Origin of the sequence: Streptomyces sp. NPDC091289, assembly GCF_044757365.1 — a bacterium.
Lineage (GTDB): Bacteria > Actinomycetota > Actinomycetes > Streptomycetales > Streptomycetaceae > Streptomyces.
Window position 1 is genome coordinate 109,753 of sequence record NZ_JBIVUT010000001.1, and the last position, 20,297, is coordinate 130,049.

The following is a 20,297-nucleotide window of genomic DNA, read 5'->3' on the forward strand; positions in this document are numbered from 1 at the left end:
GCCACCGACATCGGTGCGCAGGACGAGAGTGTTGACGAAGAACCCGACGAGGTCGTGCACCGTGGCGTCGTCGCGGCCGGCGACGAGGGTTCCCACGGGGACGTCGTCGGTGCCGCCGAGCCGGTGGAGCAGGACGGCGAGCGCCGCGTGGGCGACCATGAACGGGGTGGCGCCGGTGCGGGAGGCGAGCTTCCGCAGCCCGGCGGTGACCTCCGGCGGAAGGCCGAATTCGACGATGCCTCCGTCGTGTCCGGTGTCCGGCCGGCGCGGGCGGTCCAGGGGGAGGGGCAGTTCCGCCAGGAGTCCGGCCAGTTGGTCCTTCCAGTAGCGGACCTGTCGGCTGATCTCGCTGTCCTCGTCGGTCTCGTCGCCGAGCAGGTCCCGCTGCCGCAGGGTGTGGTCGGCGTACTGGAGGGGCAGCGGCGCCCACGCGGGGGCCCGGCCGCCCGAGCGGGCGGCGAGGGCGGTGGCCAGATCGTCGAGCAGCGGGCGCACCGACCACTCGTCCCCGGCGATGTGGTGCAGGACGAGGAGCAGCACGTCGTGGTGCGGGCCTGTGCCGCCTTCCGGGGCCACCCGGAACAGCCCGGCGCGCAGCGGTGTCTCCCGGTCCAGGGCGAAGGGCCGGCTCGCGGCCTCGGACAGCGCGGCGTCCAGGGCGTCCGGCGTGACCGTGCGGACGGTGAGGGGTACGGGGGCGTCGCCCGGGTCGAGGATGCGCTGCACGGCGCGCCCCTCGCGCTCGGGGAATACCGTGCGCAGCACCTCGTGGCGGGTCGTGAGGTCGGCGAGCGCCGACTCCAGCGCCGGTGCGTCGAGTGTGCCGGTGAGCCGGAGGGCGATGGGCACGTTGTAGGCGGCGGTGGGTTCCTCCTCCAGCCGGTGGAGGAACCAGAGGCGTTGCTGGGCGGCGGACAGCGGCGGTTCGGCGGGGCGCGGCCGGTCGACGGGCTCCACCGGTCGGGCGGTCCCGCGTGTCCCGCGTGTTCCGCGCAGCAGGGCGGCGGTGGCCGCCGGGGTGCGGGCGGTGAACAGGTCGCCGACGGACAGGTCCGCGTCGAGGACCGCCCGGGCGCGGCCCACCAGGCTCATCGCGGACAGCGAGTGCCCGCCGTGCTCGAAGAAATCCTCGTACGGGCCGAAGCCGGGCAGCCCGAGGGCGTCCGCGAAGATCCGGCAGAGGAGTTCGGTGCGCTGGTCCTGCGGCGGCCGGCGGCCGGGGTCCGCCGGGGCGGCGGCTTCCGGGGCAGGCAGGGCCGCGCGGTCGATCTTGCCGTTCTCGGTGAGCGGGAACGCCTGGAGAGCGACGAGGCGGGCCGGGACCTGGTAGTCGGGCAGGCGGGCGGCGAGGCGTTCGCGCAGTGCTTCGGGGTCCAGGGCGGTGTCCGGTTCGGGGACGGCGTATCCGACGAGGGCGGGGCCGCCCGGGAGGTCGGTGCGCAGGACCACGACGGCGCGGGCGACACCCGGCTCGGCGAGGAGGGCCGCTTCGCTCTCTCCGGGTTCGACGCGGTGGCCGCGCAGTTTGATCTGGTCGTCGGTGCGGCCGAGGAAGTCCAGGGCACCGTCGGGCCGGATGCGCACCAGGTCGCCGGTGCGGTACAGCCGCTCCCCCGGTCGCCCGTGGGGGTCGGCGACGAAGCGTTCGGCGGTGCGGCCGGGGCGGCCGTGGTAGCCGCGGGCGAGGCCGGTCCCGCCGATGTACAGCTCGCCGGGGACGCCGGGCAGGGCGGGCCGCAGGGCGGTGTCGAGCACCCGGAGGGTCATGCCGTCGAGCGGTCGTCCGATGGGCAGCGGGCCGCCGTCGGGTGCGTCGAGGTCGAGGGTGTGGGCGGTGGCGAAGGTGGTGGTCTCGGTGGGGCCGTAGCCGTTGACGACGCGGAGGTGCGGGGCGGCGGCGTGTGCGGCGGCCACGGCTCCGGGGGCCACGACGTCGCCGCCGGTCCACACCTCGCGCAGGGCGGTGAACGTCTCGGGGGCGTCCTGGGCGAGGAGGGCGAACAGTCCGGCGGTGAACCAGGCGCTGCCCGCTCCCCCGCTCCGGGTCTCGCCACCGGTCAGGAGCGTGCGCCAGCGGTCCGGATCGAGGGGTGCGTCGGGCGCGAGGAGCAGTTCGCCGCCGCGCAGCAGGGTGCCCCACACCTCGTGGGTGGCCGCGTCGAAGGAGTGCGGCGAGTGGACGAGGACCCGGCGGTGGGCGTCACCGGCGAACCGGCTGTCCGAGGCGAGGGCGAGGACCGCGCTCTCCGGGACGGCGACGCCCTTGGGCTCGCCGGTGGAGCCGGAGGTGTACATGACGTAGGCGAGCCGGTGCGGGGCGGCCGCCGCGGGACCCGTGCCGCTCGGCCCGGCCGCCGCGTCCTCGACCGGCGGGTGCAGCACCGGTACGGGGCCGTACGGGACGGTGTCGGTGCCGGGGAGGCAGACGAGGGCGACCGCGTCGGCCGCGCCGAGGACGGTGCGGATGCGCTCGGCGGGCCAGTCGGGGTGCAGCGGCAGATAGGCGGCGCCGGACCAGGCCACGGCGAGTTCGGCGACGACCAGGTCCACGGAGCGGGGCAGCAGGAGCGCGACCACGGTTTCGGGTCCGGCCCCCGCCTCCCGCAGCCGGTCCGCGAACAGACTTGCTCGCGCGACGAGTTGCCGGTAGGTCACCGGCTGCCCGCCGTCGAGCGGCCGTACGGCGATGGTGTCCGGGCGTTCGGCGGCGACGGCCGCGACCGTGCCGGCGCAGCCCAGGGCCGCGACGGTGCCCGGCCGGCCGGTGAGTCCGGCCGAGGCCTCCGGTGCGAGGTCCACCTGTCCGGCGGGGAGGTCCGGCCGGTGGGCGAGGTGGTCCAGGGCGCGGGTCAGCCGGTCGAGGACGGCCCGGGCGGCCGGGGCGTCGTAGAGGTCGGGGCGGTGCTTGAGGACGAGCCGCAGCCGGCCGCCCTGGAGGGTGATCGCGAGGGTCAGCGGGTAGTGGGTGGCGTCCCGGCCGCCGACGCCGCGTACGTCGAGCCCGGCGGCGCGTTCGCTGCCGGTGAGCGCCTCGTCGTCGAAGGGGTAGTTCTCGAAGACGGTCATGGTGTCCAGCAGCGCGGGCATGCCGACGAGTCGCTGGATGTCGGCGAGTCCGAGGTGCTGGTGGTCGAGCAGGGCGACCTGGCGCGCGTGCAGGTCGGCGACCGCGTCGCCCAGGGTGCGGGCGGGAGCGGTCCGTACCCGGGTGGGCAGGGTGTTGACGAAGAGCCCCAGCATCCCTTCCACACCGTCGAGTTCGGCGGGACGGCCGGAGACCGCGCTGCCGAAGACCACGTCGTCGCGTCCGGTGAGCCGGGACAGGACGAGCCCCCAGCCGGTCTGGACGACGGTGTTCAGGGTGGTGCCCGCGGTGCGGGCCCGGTCCTGGAGCGCGGCGGTGAGGGCGGGGTCGAGGACGGTTGCGGTCTCCTCGGGGACCAGGGCGGTGGACGGGGTGTCGGCGGGGGTGATGAGGGTGGGTTCGGTGATGCCGTCCAAGGCGGTGCGCCAGGCGGCCTCGGCGGCCGGGCGGTCGCGGTCGGCCAGCCAGCGCGCGTAGTCGGCGAAGGGGCGGCGGCGGGCCGGGGGGCGTCCGGCGTAGGCGTCGAACAGGTCGGTGAGCAGGAGCGGCGCCGACCAGCCGTCGAGCAGCAGGTGGTGGCTGGTGAACAGCAGCCGCCACCGGTCGTCGGCGGTGCGGATCAGCGTGAACCGCAGCAACGGCGGCCGGTCCGGGGCGAAGGGGCGGGTGCGATCGTCGGCAACGAGAGAGGTGAGGGCGTCCGGGCGGGCGCGCAGGTCGTGTTCGGTCCACTCCGGCGGGGCGTCGGCGGTCGTGTACTGCACCAGGCGGCCGGTGGTGAGGCGACGGAATCCGGCGCGGAGGTTGGCGTGCCGGTCCACGACGGCCCGGGCGGCCCCGCGCAGCCGGCCGGGGTCGAGCGGCCCGGTGAGCTCCAGCTCCAGTTGGACGACGTAGGGATCGGTTCCGGTCTCCTCGGTCAGCGCGTGGTAGGCGAGGCCGTGTTGGAGGGGTGTCAGGGGCAGTACGCCGTCGAGTGCGGGGACCGCCGCTTCCAGCTCGGTGATCTCGTGCTGGTCGAGGGCCACCGGGAAGTCGCCGGGGCTGTGTCCCGCGAAGCCGGGTTCGTCGCGGCGGCGGACGAGCTCGGTGAGGGCGGCGGTGAACCGGTCGGCGAGGGTGCGGATCCGCTCGGGGCCGATGACATCGGCGGCGTACGTCCAGCGGACGGTCAGCACGGGGCCCTCGGGGCCGTCCAGGGCGGAGGCGTTGAGGTCCAGGACGTGTCCGTCGAGGAGGACCGGCTGCGGTCCCGGGTGGACCGCGTCGGATTCGGGTGCGGGGACCCAGTGCCCGTCCGGGGTGTCGGCGGTGAACCGGCCCAGGTAGTTGAAGGCGACCTGGGCGCCGCTGGGAGCCTGCGCGTGCAGCGCACCGTAGCCGGTGCCCCGGCCGGGAACGGCCGCGAGCCGCTCCCGGACGCGCTTGACGTCCTGGCCGACGGCTCCGCCTCCGGTGCCGGGGTCCAGCCGGACGGGGTACTGGGTGGTGAACCAGCCGACGGTACGGGAGAGGTCGGCTCCGGGGGCCAACTCCTCGTGGCGGCCGTGGGATTCCAGGTCGACCAGGACCGGGGAGTCGCCGCCGACGGCGTGGACGAGTGCGGCCAGGAGCAGTTCGTCGGGGCGGGCGTGGAACGCGGCGGCGGTGGCGGTGAGCAGGGGGGCGGTGAGGTCGGGGGCGAGTTCGGTGCGCAGTTCGCCCGGGGTGTGCGGAGCGTTCGCCGCGTCGTGGGGGGCGAGCGGGGCGGGCGGGTCCGCCAGGACGCCGTCCCAGTAGGGGCGCTCGGCGGCGAAGCGCTCGGCGTCCTCGTGGAGTGCGCCCGCCCAGTGGGCGAAGGAGGTGGAGGGGCGGTCCGGGGGTGTTCCGGTGGCGACGGCGTGCGCGAGGTCGGGCAGCAGGATCCGCCAGGACACGCCGTCCACGGCGAGGTGATGGACGAGCAGCAGCAGTCGGCCGTCCCGGCCGGGCCCGCGCGGGAACCAGACGGCACGCACCAACGCGCCCTGTGACGGTTCGAGTTCGTCCGCACGGGCACGCGACTGGGCGTCGACCGCCCGGCGCAGCTCGGCCTCGTCGCCGGTGGCCGGGACGACGGTGAGGAGGGTCGCCGGGTCGGGTGTGGTGTCGGCGGGTGTGAGCCGGGGCCGGCCGTCGGGGTGGTCGGTGGTGACGCGGGCGCGCAGCAGGTCGTGGGTGGCCAGGAGGTGTCCGAGGGCGGTCCGCAGGCGGTCCTCGGTGAGCGTGGACGCCACGGTGACCAGCATCGACTGGTGGAACGCGCCCCAGTGGTCCGGGCTCCGGCGCAGCCAGTGCATGAGCGGGGTGAACAGGGCCGGGGCGTTGTGGCCGCTGTCGGCGGGCCGGGGCTCGGCATCGGCGTACGGAGTGGACACCTCCCCGAGCACCTCCGCGAGGGCGCGCGGGGTGGGGTGTTCGAAGATCTGCCGGGCGCTGATCGCCAGGCCCGACTTCCGTGCGCGGGAGACGAGTTGGATGGAGGAGATGCTGTCGCCGCCGAGCGCGAAGAAGGAGTCGTCGCCGCCGGGCGGTCCGTCCAGCCGCAGGACCTCGGCGAACAGGCCGGCCAGCGTGGCGGCCGTGCCGGTCAGCGGGGCGTCGTCGGAGGCTGCGACGACCGGGGCGGGCAGTGCCGCGCGGTCCACCTTGCCGGTGGGGCCGAGCGGCAGGGCGGGCAGCACGGTCACGGTGGCCGGGACGGCGTAGTCGGGCAGGGTGCGGGCGAGGGCCGAACGCAGCCGGTCGGGGTCGAGGTCCGCCCCGGGCCGCGCGACGACGTATCCGGCGAGCGCCTTGCTGCCGGGCCGGTCCTCGCGCAGCACCGCGGCGCCCTGGCGCACGCCGTCGAGCGCGGTCAGGGCGGACTCGATCTCGCCCAGCTCGATGCGGAATCCGCGCAGTTTCACTTGGTGGTCGGCGCGGCCCAGGTACTCCAGCTCCCCGTCGGCGCGGCGGCGGGCCAGGTCGCCGGTGCGGTACATCCGGGAGCCGGGCGGGCCGTAGGGGGCGGCGACGAAACGGGTCGCGGTGAGACCGGGGCGGCCGAGGTAGCCGCGGGCGAGCCCGGACCCGGCGACGTACAGCTCACCCGGGGTGCCGGGCGGCACCGGGCGCAGTGCGGCGTCCAGGACGAGGGCGGCGGTCTCGGCGACGGCGGTGCCGACGGGGACCGGGCTGTTGTCGTCGGCGCGCAGCCGGTCGGGGTCGCAGCGCCAGAGGGTGGCGTCGACGGTGGTCTCGGTGGGGCCGTAGGAGTTGAACATGCGGGTGCGGCCGGCCCAGGCGCGGACGAGGGCGGGGGTGCAGGCCTCTCCGGCGACGATGAGCGTGGTGCCGGGGGCGACGGCGTCCTCGGGGAGTGCGGCGAGGACGGCGGGCGGGACGGTGAGGTGGGTGACGCGGTGCTCGGCGAGGAACTCCGCGAGCGGTTCGCCCAGGCGGCGGTCGGCGGGCACGATCTCCAGGGCCGCGCCGGAGAACAGCGCCATCACGATCTCCCACACCGAGGTGTCGAAGCTCAGCGACGCGAACTGGAGCACCCGGTCGCCGGGACCGGCCCCGAAGGCGTCGGCGAGGGTGCGGGCCAGGGCGGGCAGCCCGGTGTGGGTGACGGCGACGCCCTTGGGGCGGCCGGTGGACCCGGAGGTGTAGATGATGTACGCCGCCGCGTCGGGCCGTCGGTTGCGCCAGAGGCCCGGGTCGTCGGCGGACCGGCCGAGCAGTGTGCCGTCGACCTCCAGCCGGGGTACGCCGTCGGACGCGGGCGTTCCCGGGGTGGTGAGGACGAGGGTGGGGGCCGCGTCGGTGAGCATGTGGTCGATCCGCTCGGCCGGGTAGTCCGGGTCGACGGGGAGGTAGACGGCTCCGGTCTTGGCGACGGCGAGCAGGGCGACGACGGCTTCGACGGTGCGGGGCAGCATGACCGCGACCCGGTCCTGCGGCCGTACGCCGTGTTCGGCGAGGTCGCGGGCCAGGGCGTTGGCGGCGGCGTCGAGCTGCCGGTAGTCCCGTTCGGTGCGCTGCCCGGTGGCCAGGTCCGGTCCGGCGAGGGCGGGGGCGTCGGGGTGGGCGGCGGCCACGGCGGCGAAGAGTCCGGGCAGGGTGGTGGAGGCGTCGCCGTGCGGCACGGCGGCGTCCTCGGGGCGGCCGAGGAGCGCGGTGCGTTCGGCCGGGCTGAGGATCTCCAGCCGGTGCAGAGGCGTCGCGGGGGCGGTGACGGCCTCGGTGAGGACCCGGACCAGGCGGTCGGCCAGGGCCTGCGCGGTGGCGGGTTCGAAGAGGTCCTCGGCGTACTCCAGGACGCCTTCGATGCCGTCGGCCCCGGCGCGCTCCGCGAGGGTGAAGGTCAGGTCGAACTTGGCGGAGCGGCCGAACGCCGGGACGGTCGTGGTGGTGAGTCCGGGCAGCCCGATCTCGCCCGCCTGCCGGTTCTCGTACGCCAGCATCACCTGGAAGAGCGGATGGCGGGCGAGCGAGCGGTGCGGGGCGAGCGTGTCGACGAGGTGCTCGAAGGGGACGTCGGCGTGGGCGTACGCGGCGAGGTCGGCCTCCCGCACCCGGTGCAGGAGGTCGCGGAAGGACGGGTCGCCGGAGAGGTCGGTGCGCAGGACGAGGTTGTTGACGAAGAAGCCGACGAGGTCGTCCAGCGCGGTGTCGTGGCGTCCGGCGACGGGCGTGCCGACGACGATGTCCTGGCCGGCCCCGGTGCGGGCGAGCAGGGCGGCGAGCGCCGCGTGGGCCACCATGAACAGTGAGGTGGACTCGGTCCGGGCCAGGGTGCGCATCGCGGTGTGCACCTCGGGCGGCACGGTGAACCGGGCGAAGCCGCCGCGATGGCTGGGCACCGGCGGACGCGGCCGGTCGGTGGGCAGGGGCAGTTCGGCGGGGAGACCGGCCAGGACGGTCCGCCAGTGGTCGAGCTGGGCGGCGGCCACCCCGTCGGGGTTCGGCGCTTCGCCTTCCGCGTTCGGCGCGTCGTCGTCCCAGCCGAGAGTCTCGCGCTGCCACAGGGTGAAGTCGGCGTACTGGACGGGCAGCGGCGGCCACGCGGGGGCGTCGCCCCCGGTGCGGGCGGCGTAGGCGGTGGCGAGGTCGGTGAGGAGCGGGCGGGCCGACCACTGGTCGGCGGCGATGTGGTGGACGACGAGCACGATGACGTGCTGGTCGGGGGCGAGCCGCAGCAGGCCCGCGCGCAGCGGCACGTCCCGCTCCACGTCGAAGACGGTTCCGGCCATCTCCTCGACGTAGCGCCGGAGTTCGTTCTCGACGCCGGTGGCGTCGGTCACCGTGAGCAGCGGAGGGAGGTCGGGGACCTCGACGATGTGCTGGTGCGGCCGGCCGTCGGTGGCGGGGAAGACGGTGCGCAGCGCCTCATGACGGGTCATGACGTCGATGAGGGCGGCGCGCAGGGCGGGGACGTCGAGGGGGCCGGTCAGCCGGGCGGCGAAGGGGATGGTGTAGTCGGCCCCGATGCCGTGGAGTTGCTGGAGGAACCACAGCCGGCGCTGCGCCGGGGAGAGCGGCAGGGTGGCGGGGCGCGGCCGGGGCCGGAGCGGTTCGGGGGCCCGCCCGGCGTGCTGGACGCGGCGGGCGAGGGCGGCGACGGTCGCGGCCTCGAAGACGTCGCGCACCGACAGGGTGACGTCGAGGGCCGCCCGGATCCGGGAGGCGAGGCGGGTCGCGAGCAGGGAGTGGCCGCCGAGGGCGAAGAAGTCGTCGTCTGCGCCGACCTGTTCGCGTTCCAGGATCTCCGCGAAGAGGTGGGCGAGGATCTCTTCCTGCGGGGTCGCCGGGGCGCGTCCGCCGGGGACGGCGGCCTCTTTCGGTTCGGGCAGGGCGGTGCGGTCGAGCTTGCCGTTGGCGGTCAGCGGCCAGTGGTCGACGGGGATGACGGCGGCCGGGAGGAGGTAGTCGGGCAGCCGTTCGCGCAGGGCCTCGCGGAGCCGGTCCGGGGCGAGCGGGCCGGCGGCGGGGGTGGCGTAGGCGAGGAGTCTGGTGCCGCCGCCTGGTGCGGGGCGGGCGAGGACGACGGCGTCGGCGACCTCGTCGAGTGCGGCGAGTGCGGCGCGCGCCTCGCCGGGCTCGACCCGGAAGCCCCGGATCTGCACCTGTTCGTCGGCGCGCCCGAGGTAGTCGAGTTCGCCGTCCGCCGTCCAGCGCGCCAGGTCCCCGGTGCGGTACATGCGGGTGCCGGGCGCCCCGTACGGGTCGGCGACGAAGCGGGTGGCGGTGAGGGCGTGCCGGCCGAGGTAGCCACGGGCCAGGCCGGGCCCGGCGACGTACAGCTCTCCGGTGGCCCCGGGGGCGACGGGGTGCAGGGCGGAGTCGAGGAGCCGGACGGCGAGGTCGTCGAGCGGCCGGCCGACGGGGCTGAGCGGGGCGTCCGGTCCGTCCTCCTCCTCGGCCTCCATGACCCGGTGGGTGACGTGCACGGTGGTTTCGGTGATGCCGTACATGTTCACGAGCTCGGGGCCGTCGTCCCCGTACCGCTCGAACCAGCCGGTGAGCCGCCCGGGGTCGAGCGCCTCGCCGCCGAAGACGACGGTGCGCAGAGCGAGTTCGTGTTCCTCGGAGGCTTCGAGCAGGACGTCGGCGAGCTGATGGAACGCGGACGGGGTCTGGTTGAGCACGGTGACGCGTTCGCGACGCAGGAGGGCGGCGAACTCCTCGGGCGCGCGGGTGGTGGCGCGCGGGACGACGACGAGGCGTCCGCCGTACAGCAGAGCCCCGAAGATCTCCCAGACGGAGAAGTCGAAGGCGTACGCGTGGAAGAGCGTCCAGACGTCGTCCGGGCCGAAGCCGAAGTCGTCGTCGGTGGCATCCAACAGCCGGAGCACATTCCGGTGTTCGACGACGACGCCCTTGGGGCGTCCGGTGGATCCGGAGGTGTGGATGACGTAGGCGGCGGCGTGCGGGGAGATGGCGGGGGCGGGGTAGCGGGTGTCGTCCGGGGCCGCTGCCGGGATGTCGTCGAGCGTCAGCCAGCCCGCGCCGGGGCGGTCGGCGTCACAGTCGGTGGCAGGCAGGTCGTCCCGCTGCCGCGAGGAGGTGACGAGGCCGATCACCGGTCGCGCGGCGGCGAGTTGGGGGCGGATCCGGTCGGCGGGGGCGTCGGTGGGGAGCGGCAGGTAGGCCGCGCCGGTCTTGAGGACGCCGAGGATCGCGCCGATCTGCTCGGCGGACGGTTCCAGGGAGAGAGCGACCAGGGTGCCGGGGCCCGCGCCCCGTGCGTGCAGCAGATGGGCGATCCGGTCGGAGAGGGCGTCGAGTTCCCGGTAGCCGATCGTCCGGTCGCCGTCGGTCACGGCGGTCGCGTCGGGGTCCAGGGCGATGGCGGCCGCGAAGCGGTCGGGGATGGACTGCGTGGGGGGCTCGTCGTCGGGGGTGAGGGCCTCGCCGTCTTCGAGGACGCGGCGGCGGTCCTGTGCCGTGAGGAGTTCCACCGTCCCCGCCGGGGAGGTGGGGGCGGTGGCCAGGGCCTCCAGGACCCGGACATAGGCGGTGCCAAGAGCGCGGGCGCGGTCGGCGGTGAGCAGGTCGGGGCGGTAGCGCAGGGCGATCCGGGTCTCGGGGCCGGGGTGGACGACGACGGTGACGGGGTAGTGCGTGGCGTCCTCGCCGCGCACGGACCGCACGGTGAGTCCGCCCGCTGCCTGGGCGTCGGCGAGGCCCCGGGTGTCGACGCCGAAGTTCTCCACCACCAGCAGGGTGTCGAACAGCTCGCCGATTCCCGCGAGTTGCTGGATGTGCGGGAGGCCGAGGTGTTCGTGGCCCAGGAGCTTGGTGCGGTCGGCCTGGAGGGTGGCGGCGATGTCGGCGAGCGGAGCACGCGGGGGTGCGTGCACGACGACCGGCAGGGTGTTGATGAACAGGCCGATCATGGTCTCGGCGCCGTCGAGGTCGGCGGGACGGCCGGAGACGGTGGTGCCGAAGGCCACGTCCGCCCGGCCGGTCAGCCGGGCCAGGGTGATGCCCCAGGCCGCCTGGTGGACGGTCGCCGTGGTCAGTTGCCGGGCGGCCGCGAAGGCGGTGAGCCCTTCGCCGGCCGGGGTGGAGAGCCGCAGATCGAGCTGGACGGGCGGCTCGGGCACAGCGGCGCCGACGGCGGCCGGCGCGAGGAGGGTGGGTGCGGTCAGCGGGGCGAGCGCCTCGCGCCAGGCACTCTCGGCGGCGGGCCGGTCCTGTGCGGCCAGCCAGGCCAGGAAGTCCCGGTAGGGGCGGACCGTGGGCAGGGCCGGGGCGGCGGGGGCCTTGGTGTGCTGGGCGTAGGCGGTGAACAGCTCCTTGCCGAGCAGCGGTACCGACCAGCCGTCGAGCAGGATGTGATGAGCCGTCAGGATGAGGGTGTGGTCCTGGTCGCCGTGGCGCAGCAGGGTGAGCCGCAGCAGCGGGGGCCGGGTCAGGTCGAAGCGGTGGGTGCGCTCCTCGTCCAGGATCCGCTGTTCCTCGGCCCGCTGCCGGTCGGGGGCGGTGTCCCGCAGGTCGATCTCCCGCCAGGGCACTTCGGCCGTGCGGGGAATCGCCTGGACGGGCCGGTCGAGACCTTCCTGGAGGAACGCCGCCCTCAGGTGGGGGTGGCGGTCCAGCACGGTGTCCGTCGCGCGGCGCAGGGCGGTGGCGTCGAGGTCTCCGTCGAGGCGGAAGACCAGACGCATGGTGTAGACGTCGATCCCGTCACTCGCGCCGGAGGCTCCGCCGGTGTCGGAGAGGTCCGCGTGGAAGAGCAGGCCTTCCTGAAGGGGCGCCAGGGGAAGGATGTCTTCCAGGCCGTGGTCCGCACTCACCGGTTCCTCCATCGGGCTTCGAGCATGGCTGTCTGTTCGGGGCTGAGCGGGGACAGGCCGTGGGCGGGCCTGTCGGTGTGCCGGTCGGCGGGTCCGGCCGCCGGTTCCGGTCCGGCGGGTGGTGGGGCGTCTGTGGCCGGCGCGGTCAGCGCGCGCTGCCAGCAGTCCGCGAGGTCGTGGGCCGCCCGGTCGTCGAGGGCCGCCGGGGACCAGGTGAGCCGGGTGTCCAGCAGGGGGCCCTCGGGGGTGTCCCGGGTGAGGGCGTTGATCTCGACCGCGTGCGCCATGGTGAGCGCGTCGTCGATCGCTCCCCCGAGCACGCCGGCCCCGGGCGCGGGTGTCCAGGCCGCTCCCCCGGCTGCGGGCGCGGTGCCGAACCGCCCCAGGTAGTTGAAGGCGATCAGGGGTGCGCCGGGTCCGTCGGCCGCTGCCACGGCCAGGGGCCCGTCCGGCTCGCCGCGCTCCGCCGCGTACCGCAGCAGGCCGTAGCCGATGCCGCTGTCGGGGAGGCGTTCCAGGTGGTCGCGGGTGCGCGCGAGGGTGTCGCCGGGCGGTTCGGCGGCCGTCGCGGTCAGCCGTACGGGGTAGAGGCTGGTGAACCAGCCGACGGTACGGGAGAGGTCGGCGCCGTCCTCGATCTGCTGTTCCCGGCCGTGCCCCTCGACATGGGCGGCGAAGTCCACCCGGTCGCGCCCGCTCCATTCACGTACGGCGCGGGCGAGCGCGGTGAGCAGGAGGTCCTGGACACGTGCGCCGTGGTGTTCGGCAGCCCCGGTGAGCAGGGTGCGGGTGGCCGCGCCGTCGAGGGTCCGGACCAAGTGGCGGGCCTCGGCGACCGTGCCCAGGGCGCGCGGCTCCTCCGACGGGGCACCGGGCGGGGCGGGCAGCCGGTCGGGGGCGGCGAGGATCTCGTTCCAGAGCGGGAGTTCGGCGGTGCGGGCGGCGGTCTGCCGTCGCAGCGTGTGGGCCCAGCTCCGGAACGAAGTGGTGGCGGGCGGCAGTTGAGGTGTCCGGCCCTGTGCGATGTCGCTCCAGGCCTGGGCCAGGTCGTCGAGGAGGATGCGCCAGGAGACGCCGTCGACGGCCAGATGGTGGACGACGAGCAGCAGTCTGCCGGGGTGTCCGTCCGTCCCCGGGTAGCTGCGGGCCCGCACCATCAGCCCCTCGGCCGGGTCGAGTCGGGCGGCGAGCTCGTCGACCTCGCGGGCCAGTGCCTCGGGGCTCGCCCCCGTACCGGACGGCCCTTCGTCCAGCGCCGGGGCGGGCCCCGCGTCCGGCTCCGGGATCACGAAGGTCCCGGCGTCCAGGTCGATGCGGGCGCGCAGCACGGCGTGGTGGCGCAGGACCGCGCCCAGGACCTCCGCCGTCGCGGCCGGGTCGATGGCGGGCGGCAGGGTCAGCAGCATGGACTGGCTGAACCTGCCGGTGGGGCCGGGCCGTTCGGCGATCCAGCGCATGATGGGTGTGAGGGGTGCGGGGCCGGTGTCGGGGAGGGCGGGGGCCGAGGGGCGGCCGGCCACCGGGGCCGGCTCCCGGCCGGAGACGAGGGCGGCGAGTGCCCGGACGGAGGTCTGCTCGAAGACCTCGCGCGGGGTGAGGCGCAGCCCGGCGGCGCGGGCGCGGGCCACCAGTTGCATGGAGAGAATGCTGTCGCCTCCGAGGGTGAAGAAGTTGTCCTCCGCGCCCACCGAGGGCAGGGCCAGTACGTCGGCGAAGAGCGCGGCCAGGGTCTCCTCGGCGGGTCCTTCGGGGGCGGTGTCGCCGGTGGCCGCGCCGAAGTCGGGGGCGGGCAGCGCGTCGCGGTCGAGCTTGCCGTTGGCGGTGACCGGCAGACCGGGAACGGTCACGAAGGCGCTGGGCACCATGTGGTCGGGCAGCACCCGGGCCAGGGCGGTGCGCAGGGCGGTGGTGTCGAGAACCGCCTCCGGGTCCCCCGCCGCCGGCACCAGGTAGGCGACCAGTCGGCGCGGTCCCGCCGGGTCGTCCTGGCGCAGCAGGACGGCCGCCGCGCGGATCTCCGGGCGGGCCTGGAGGGCGGCGACGATCTCGCCGGGCTCGACGCGGAAGCCCCGGACCTTCACCTGGTCGTCGGCGCGCCCGTGGTAGAGCAGGGAGCCGTCGGGCGCCCGGGACACCAGGTCGCCGGTGCGGTACATGCGGCTGCCGGGAGGGCCGCCGGGCTCGGCGGTGAAGCGTTCGGCGGTGAGGCGGGGGCGGTCCAGGTAGCCCTGGGCGACGCCGGGCCCGGCCACGTACAGTTCGCCGGTCCCGCCGGGAGGTACGGGCCTGAGCAGGGTGTCGAGGACGTGGGCGCGTACGCCGTGCAGCGGGGTGCCGATGGGCGGGGTCGCGCCGGGGGTCAGGGGTGCGCTCATGGTGACGCAGGCGGTGGCCTCGGTGGGCCCGTAGGCGTTGACCATGCGGCGGCCAGGGGCCCAGCGGGCGGCCAGCGGTGCGGTGCACGCCTCGCCGCCGACAATCAGGGTGCGCAGGCAGTCGAGTCCGTCCGGTTCGAGGCCGGTGAGGGCGGTGGGCGGGATCAGGGCGTGGCTGACGCGGCGTCGGGCGATCGTCTCGCCGAGGAGTGGTCCGGCGAGCGGTCCCGGGTCGGGGACGACGAGGGTGGCGCCGGTCGCCAGGGCCATCAGCGTCTCCATCACGGAGGCGTCGAAGGACGGGGAGGCGAGCTGGAGGACCCGGCTGCCGTCGTCGATGCCGAGCCGCTCCGCCTGCGCGGTGGTGAGGGCGGCAAGGCCCCGGTGCGGGGTGATCACTCCCTTGGGGCGGCCGGTCGACCCGGAGGTGAAGATGATGTAGGCGGGGTGGTCGGGGGTGAGGGCGACGTCGGTGTCCGTGTGCGCCGCTTCGGGCCTCGGCGCGTCCGTGAGCAGCGCGTCCGGGTAGCGGTCGGCGAGCGCCCGGTGCGTGAGGATCCCTGCCGGGCGGGCGTCCTGGAGCATGCCGGCGATGCGGTCCTCGGGGTAGTCCGGGTCGATGGGCAGATGGGCGGCGCCCGCCTGCTGGACGGCGAGCTGGGCGACGACGAGGTCGACGGAGCGCGGCAGGATCACGGCGACCGTCCGGCCCGGACCGATCCCCGCACCGCGCAGCGCACCGGCCAACTCGCGTGCCCGCCGGTCCAGTTCCGTGTACGTCAAGGAGCCGTCCGGCGCGTCCACGGCCACCGCGTCCGGCCGGCGGTCGCGCTGTTCGGCGAAGAGCCGGGCCCAGGTGCGGGCGGTGGGGGCGGGCGGTCCGGCGCGGTGTGCGGTGAGCGCCGTGTGTTCGGCGTCCGTCAGTGCGTCGAGTGCGGCGATACGGGTGTCGGGGGCGGTGACGAGCGCCCGCAGCAGATGTTCGACGCGTGCGGCGAGGTCCCGGGCGTGGGCCGGGGTGACGGCCGCCGGGCGGTAGGTGAGGCGCAGGGTGAGCCGTTCGCCGGGCACGGTGGCGAAGGTCAGCGGGTAGTGGGTGGCGTCCCGGCCCCGGATCTCCTCCAGGCCGAGACCGGTGGCCTCGGCGAGGGCCGGGATGCCGTCGGCCGGATAGTTCTCCAGGGCGGTGAGGGTGTCGAAGAGGACGCCGTGTCCCGCGGCCCGCTGGATGGCGGCCAGGCCCAGGTGGTGGTGCGGCAGCAGGGCCGCGAACGCGTCCTGGACGCGGGCCGCGAGAGCGGCGAGCGTCTCGTCGGGGCGCACGGTGACGCGTACGGGAACGGTGTTGACGAACAGGCCGATCATGTCGGTGACGCCGGGCACCTCGGCGGGCCGGCCGGAGACCACCGTGCCGAAGACGACGTCACGCCGCCCCGTGTGGGCGCTCAGCACCAGCCCCCACACGGTCTGGGTGAGGGTGCTGAGGGTCAGTTCCCGCTCCCGGGCGAATGCCAGGAGCCGGGCGGTGAGGTCGGGGTCGACCAACACCGTGTGCTCGTGCGGGAGTTCCTGCTCGCCGGGGTCGTCGGGGACGAGCCGGGTGGGTTCGGTGACGCCGTCCAGCGCCGCGCGCCAGGCTTCCGCCGCGCCCTGCTCGTCCTGGGCGTCGAGCCAGGAGCGGTGGAGCGGGTAGTCCGGCGGGGCGGGCAGTTCGATGTCCGCGTAGGCGTGCAGGAGTTCGCGGACGAGGAGGGGCAACGACCAGCCGTCGAGGACCAGATGGTGTCCGGTGAGGACGAGTTCGCAGGTCTCCGAGCGGCGGATGAGCGTGGTGCGCAGCAGCGGCGAGGCGGCCAGGTCGAAGCGGCGGCGGCGGTCGTCGTCGGCCCGCCGGGTGGCGCGCCGCTCCTGCTCCTTCGGCTTGCGGCGACGCAGGTCCAGTTCGTCGAACTCCGCTTCCACGTCGGCGTGCACGCGCTGGGTCCAGCCGTCCTCGTCGCCGGTGAACGCGGTGCGCAGGGGTGTGTGGCGACGGATGACCGTGCGCAGTGCGGGGCGCAGACGGTCGGTGTCGAGGTCGCCGGTGAGGCGGATGACGACCTGGACGTGGTAGACGTCGAGCGGGTCGCCGCCGGTGCCGGTGGCCTCCGGGCCGTCGTACTGGGAGAGGAACAGCAGCCCTTCCTGGAGCGGGGTGAGCCGGCCGGGGGCTCCGTCGTCCGGGGTGGCGGGCCCGGCGGACGTCCCTGCGTCCGGGGTGGCGCGTTCGGCGACGGCGAGCAGGCCGCTGACCGTCCGGTGGCGGAAGACGTCCTGCGGGGTGAAGACGAGACCGGCCTTGCGGGCCGCGCCGACGAGTTGGATGGACAGGATGCTGTCGCCGCCGAGGGCGAAGAAGCTGTCGTCGACGCCGATGTGTTCGGTCCGCAGGAGTTCGGCGAAGAGGGCGGCGAGCCGCCGCTCCTCGTCCGTGCGGGGTGCGGTGCGGGTCTCCGGGGAGGTGAGGCGGGGTGCCGGGAGCGCGGCGCGGTCGAGCTTGCCGTTGGCGGTGACGGGCAGGGCGGGCAGCGGGATCAGGGCGGTGGGGACGAGGTGGGCGGGGAGCCGGGCTGCGAGGTGTTCCTCCATACCGGCGGGGAGCGCGGCGCCGCCTCCCGTACGGGGGACGACGTAGCCGATCAGATGCGTGGTGCCGGTGGCGGGGTCCTCGTGCGCCACCACCGCGCAGGCGGCGATCTCGGGGTGGGCGTCGATCGCGGCCCGGATCTCGCCCGGCTCGACGCGCTGGCCGCGCAGCTTGATCTGGTCGTCGACGCGCCCGAGGTGTTCCAGCGTTCCGTCGGCCCGTAGCCGGGCCAGGTCGCCGGTGCGGTAGAGGCGGCTGCCGGGCGGGCCGTAGGGGTCGGCGACGAACCGTTCGGCGGTGAGGGCGGCGCGGCCGTGGTAGCCGTACGCCAGTTGGGCTCCGGCGAGATAGAGCTCGCCCGCCGCGCCGGGCGGGGCCGGGCGCAGCCGTTCGTCCAGGACGAGGGCGGCGGTGTTCCACACGGGCCGGCCGATGGGGAGGTGCCCCGAGGCGATGTCGGCGGTGGTGACGGGGTGGGCGGTGACGTCGACGGCGGCTTCGGTCGGCCCGTAGAGGTTGTGGAGCTCGGTGTGCGGGGCGAGGCGGAGCAGTCCGTCGGCGGCGGCCGGGGTCAGGGTTTCGCCGCTGGCCAGGACGCGGCGCAGGGACGCGCAGGCGTCGGGGTCGGCGGCGCGGGTGAAGTCGGTGAAGGCGGTGAGCATCGACGGGACGAAGTGGACGGTGGTGATGCGGTGTTCGCGCAGCAGCCGGGCGAGGGCGGCCGGGTCGCGGTGGTCGTCGGGCCCTGCGGTGACGAGGGTGGCGCCGGCGAGCAGGGGCCAGAAGAGTTCCCAGACGGATACGTCGAAGGTGGCCGGGGTCTTGAGGAGGACGCGGTCGTCCCCGGTGAGCCGGTAGGTGTCCTGGGCCCAGCGCAGCCGGTTGGCGACGGCGCTGTGCGGAACGGAGACGCCCTTGGGGCGGCCGGTGGAGCCCGAGGTGAAGAGGAGGTAGGCGGGGTCGGCGGGGCGGGGGGTGTCGAGGACGGTGGTGAAGCGGGGCACCTCGTCGGCGGTGATGTCGAGGACCGGCAGGCCGTCGAGGACCTCCTCGGGAAGGGGCACGGCGGGTTCGCCGATCAGCAGGACCGCTCCCCCGTCGTGGAGTTGGGACCTGATGCGCGCGGCCGGCTGGGTCGCGTCGAGCGGGAGGTACGCCGCCCCGGCGCGCTGCACGGCGTGGACGGCGAGGACGAGTTCGGCGGAACGGGGCAGCGCGACGGCCACGGTGTCTCCGCGTCGGACGCCCTGGTCGGCGAGGAGGCCGGCGATCCGGTCGGCCTCGGTGTCGAACTCGGCGTAGCTCCAGCTGCGGGCCCCGTCGCGCAGGGCCTCGGCGGCAGGGGTGCGGGCGGCCTGCTCGCGCACCAGGTCGGCGAGGGTGCGTGGCGGCAGGGCGGCATCGGTTCCGGTCGACGCGGTGAGGACCCGCCGCGTCTCCGCCGCGTCCAGGACGGGCACCTGGTCCACGGGCCGGTCGGGGTGGGCGCAGAGCCGTTCGAGCAGGGCGGTGAGCCTGCGGGCGAGGGCCTCGACGGTCGGGCGGTCGAAGAGGGCCGTGCGGTAGTTGAGGGCGGCGCGCAGCCCGTCCTTTCCGGGTTCCTCGACGACGGCGAGGGTCAGATCGAACTTGGCGGCGCGGGTCTCGACGAGTTCCACATCGGCGGTGCCGGGTCCGAAGGGGTGGCTGCGGTCCGGGGCGTTCTGGTGGATCAGGGCGATCTGGAAGAGCGGGTGGCGGGAGAGCGAACGGTCCGGGGCGAGGGCGTCGACGAGCCGTTCGAAGGGCAGGTCGCCGTGGTCGAAGGCGTCGAGGTCGACGGCCCTGACCCGGGCGAGGAGTTCGGCGAAGGTGGGGCCCCCGGAGGTGTCGGTGCGCAGCACGACGGTGTTGGCGATCAGTCCCGGCAGCTCCTGAAGGGCGGGCTCGCCCCGGCCGCTGAGGGTGGTGCCGATCGGCAGGTCGTGGCCAGCCCCATGGGCGGTGAGCAGGACGGCGAGGGCGGACTGGAGCACCATGAAGAGGGTGGCGCCGCCCTCGCGGGCGGTCCGGACGGCGGCCCGGTGGACGTCGGCGGGGAGGGCGAACTCCACGGAGTCCCCGCACTCGTCCACCTCCGCGGGACGGGGCCGGTCCAGGGGCAGGGCGATCTCCTGGGGTGCTCCGGCGAGTGCGGTGCGCCAGTAGGCCAGCAGCCCGTCCTCCCGGGCGGCGGTCGCATCCCGGTGCCAGAGGGTGTAGTCGGCGTACTGGAGGGTGGGGGCGGCCGGTGGCGTGCGGTCCGGGTCGAGTTCGGTGGCGTACAGCTGGGCGAGGTCCCGTACGAGGGGTCCGGTGGAGGCCTCGTCGTACGCGATGTGGTGCACCACGAGCAGCAGGGCCGGTTCGCCGTCGGGGCCGGTGAGGAGGTGGGCGCGGAGCGGGGGCCGGTCGGCCAGGTCGAAGGGTTCGGCGGCGAGCCGGCGGGCAGCGTCCTCGACGGACTCGCCGTCCAGGAGTGCGGTCGTCAGGGGTACGGGGGCGGCCTCGGGCAGCACCTGCTGGACCGGGCGTCCCTCGTGCTCGGGGTAGCAGGTGCGCAGGATCTCGTGGCGTCGGGTGAGCGCGGTGAGTGCACGGCCTAGGGCGTCCTCGTCGAGGGGGCCGTGCAGGCGCAGCAGCAGCGGTACGGCGTAGGTGACGGCGGATCCGCCGAGCCGGTGGAGGAACCACAGGCGGGCCTGGGCGGGCGACAGCGGGAGCCGGTCGGGGCGTTCGGCGGCCGGGGCGAGCGCGGGGACGCGGGCGTCCTGGGTGCGGGTGAGTCCGGTCAGCCGCTCGGCGAGCGCGGCGACCGTGGGGGCTTCGAAGAGGGTCCGGACGGGGACGTCGAGGCCGAGTTCGGCGCGGAGGCGTCCGGCGAGGCGGGTGACCAGCAGGGAGTGGCCGCCGAGGGCGAAGAAGTCCTCGTCCACGGCGACGGGGGCGCGGCCGAGGACCTCGCTGTAGAGCCGGGTGACGAGGTGTTCCTGTGCGGTGCGGGGGGCACGTCCGGTGGGCGGCCCGTCCGGGGCGGCGTCGGCGTCGGGGAGAGGCAGGGTGGCCCGGTCGAGCTTGCCGTTGGCGGTCAGCGGCAGCCGGTCCAGGCCGACGAACGCGGTCGGCACCATGTAGTCGGGCAGTCGCGCCGCGCAGGCCGCGCGCAGGTCGGCGGCCGGGACGCCGCCCGTCGTGTAGGCGACGAGGCCGGGTCCGGTGGGCAGGTCATCGCGGAGGAGGACGGCGGCGGAGCGTGCTCCGCCCGCGTCGCACAGCACCGTCTCGATCTCGGCGGTCTCGATGCGGAACCCGCGCAGCGACACCTGGCTGTCGGCCCGGCCGAGGTAGTGGAGGGTGCCGTCGGCGGACCAGCGGGCGAGGTCGCCGCT

At 75.5% G+C, this 20,297-nt stretch carries 2 protein-coding genes (both only partly in view); both read right to left on the bottom strand.

What is annotated here, in order from left to right:
- On the bottom strand, nt 1-11,889 hold the 5' portion of the coding sequence (locus ACIQPT_RS00440; protein ID WP_401150814.1) for an amino acid adenylation domain-containing protein. Its footprint begins 3,696 nt before the window's first position; 11,889 of the gene's 15,585 nt are visible here — the first part of the coding sequence; its start codon is at nt 11,887-11,889; its stop codon lies beyond the left edge, outside the window.
- A protein-coding gene (locus ACIQPT_RS00445; protein WP_401150816.1) for an amino acid adenylation domain-containing protein crosses the window boundary here: on the bottom strand, nt 11,886-20,297 show its final stretch. 9,030 nt of this gene lie beyond the right edge of the window; the window shows 8,412 of its 17,442 coding nt (coding positions 9,031-17,442); its start codon lies beyond the right edge, outside the window; it ends in the stop codon at nt 11,886-11,888. Before ACIQPT_RS00445 ends, ACIQPT_RS00440 begins: the two co-directional genes overlap by 4 nt.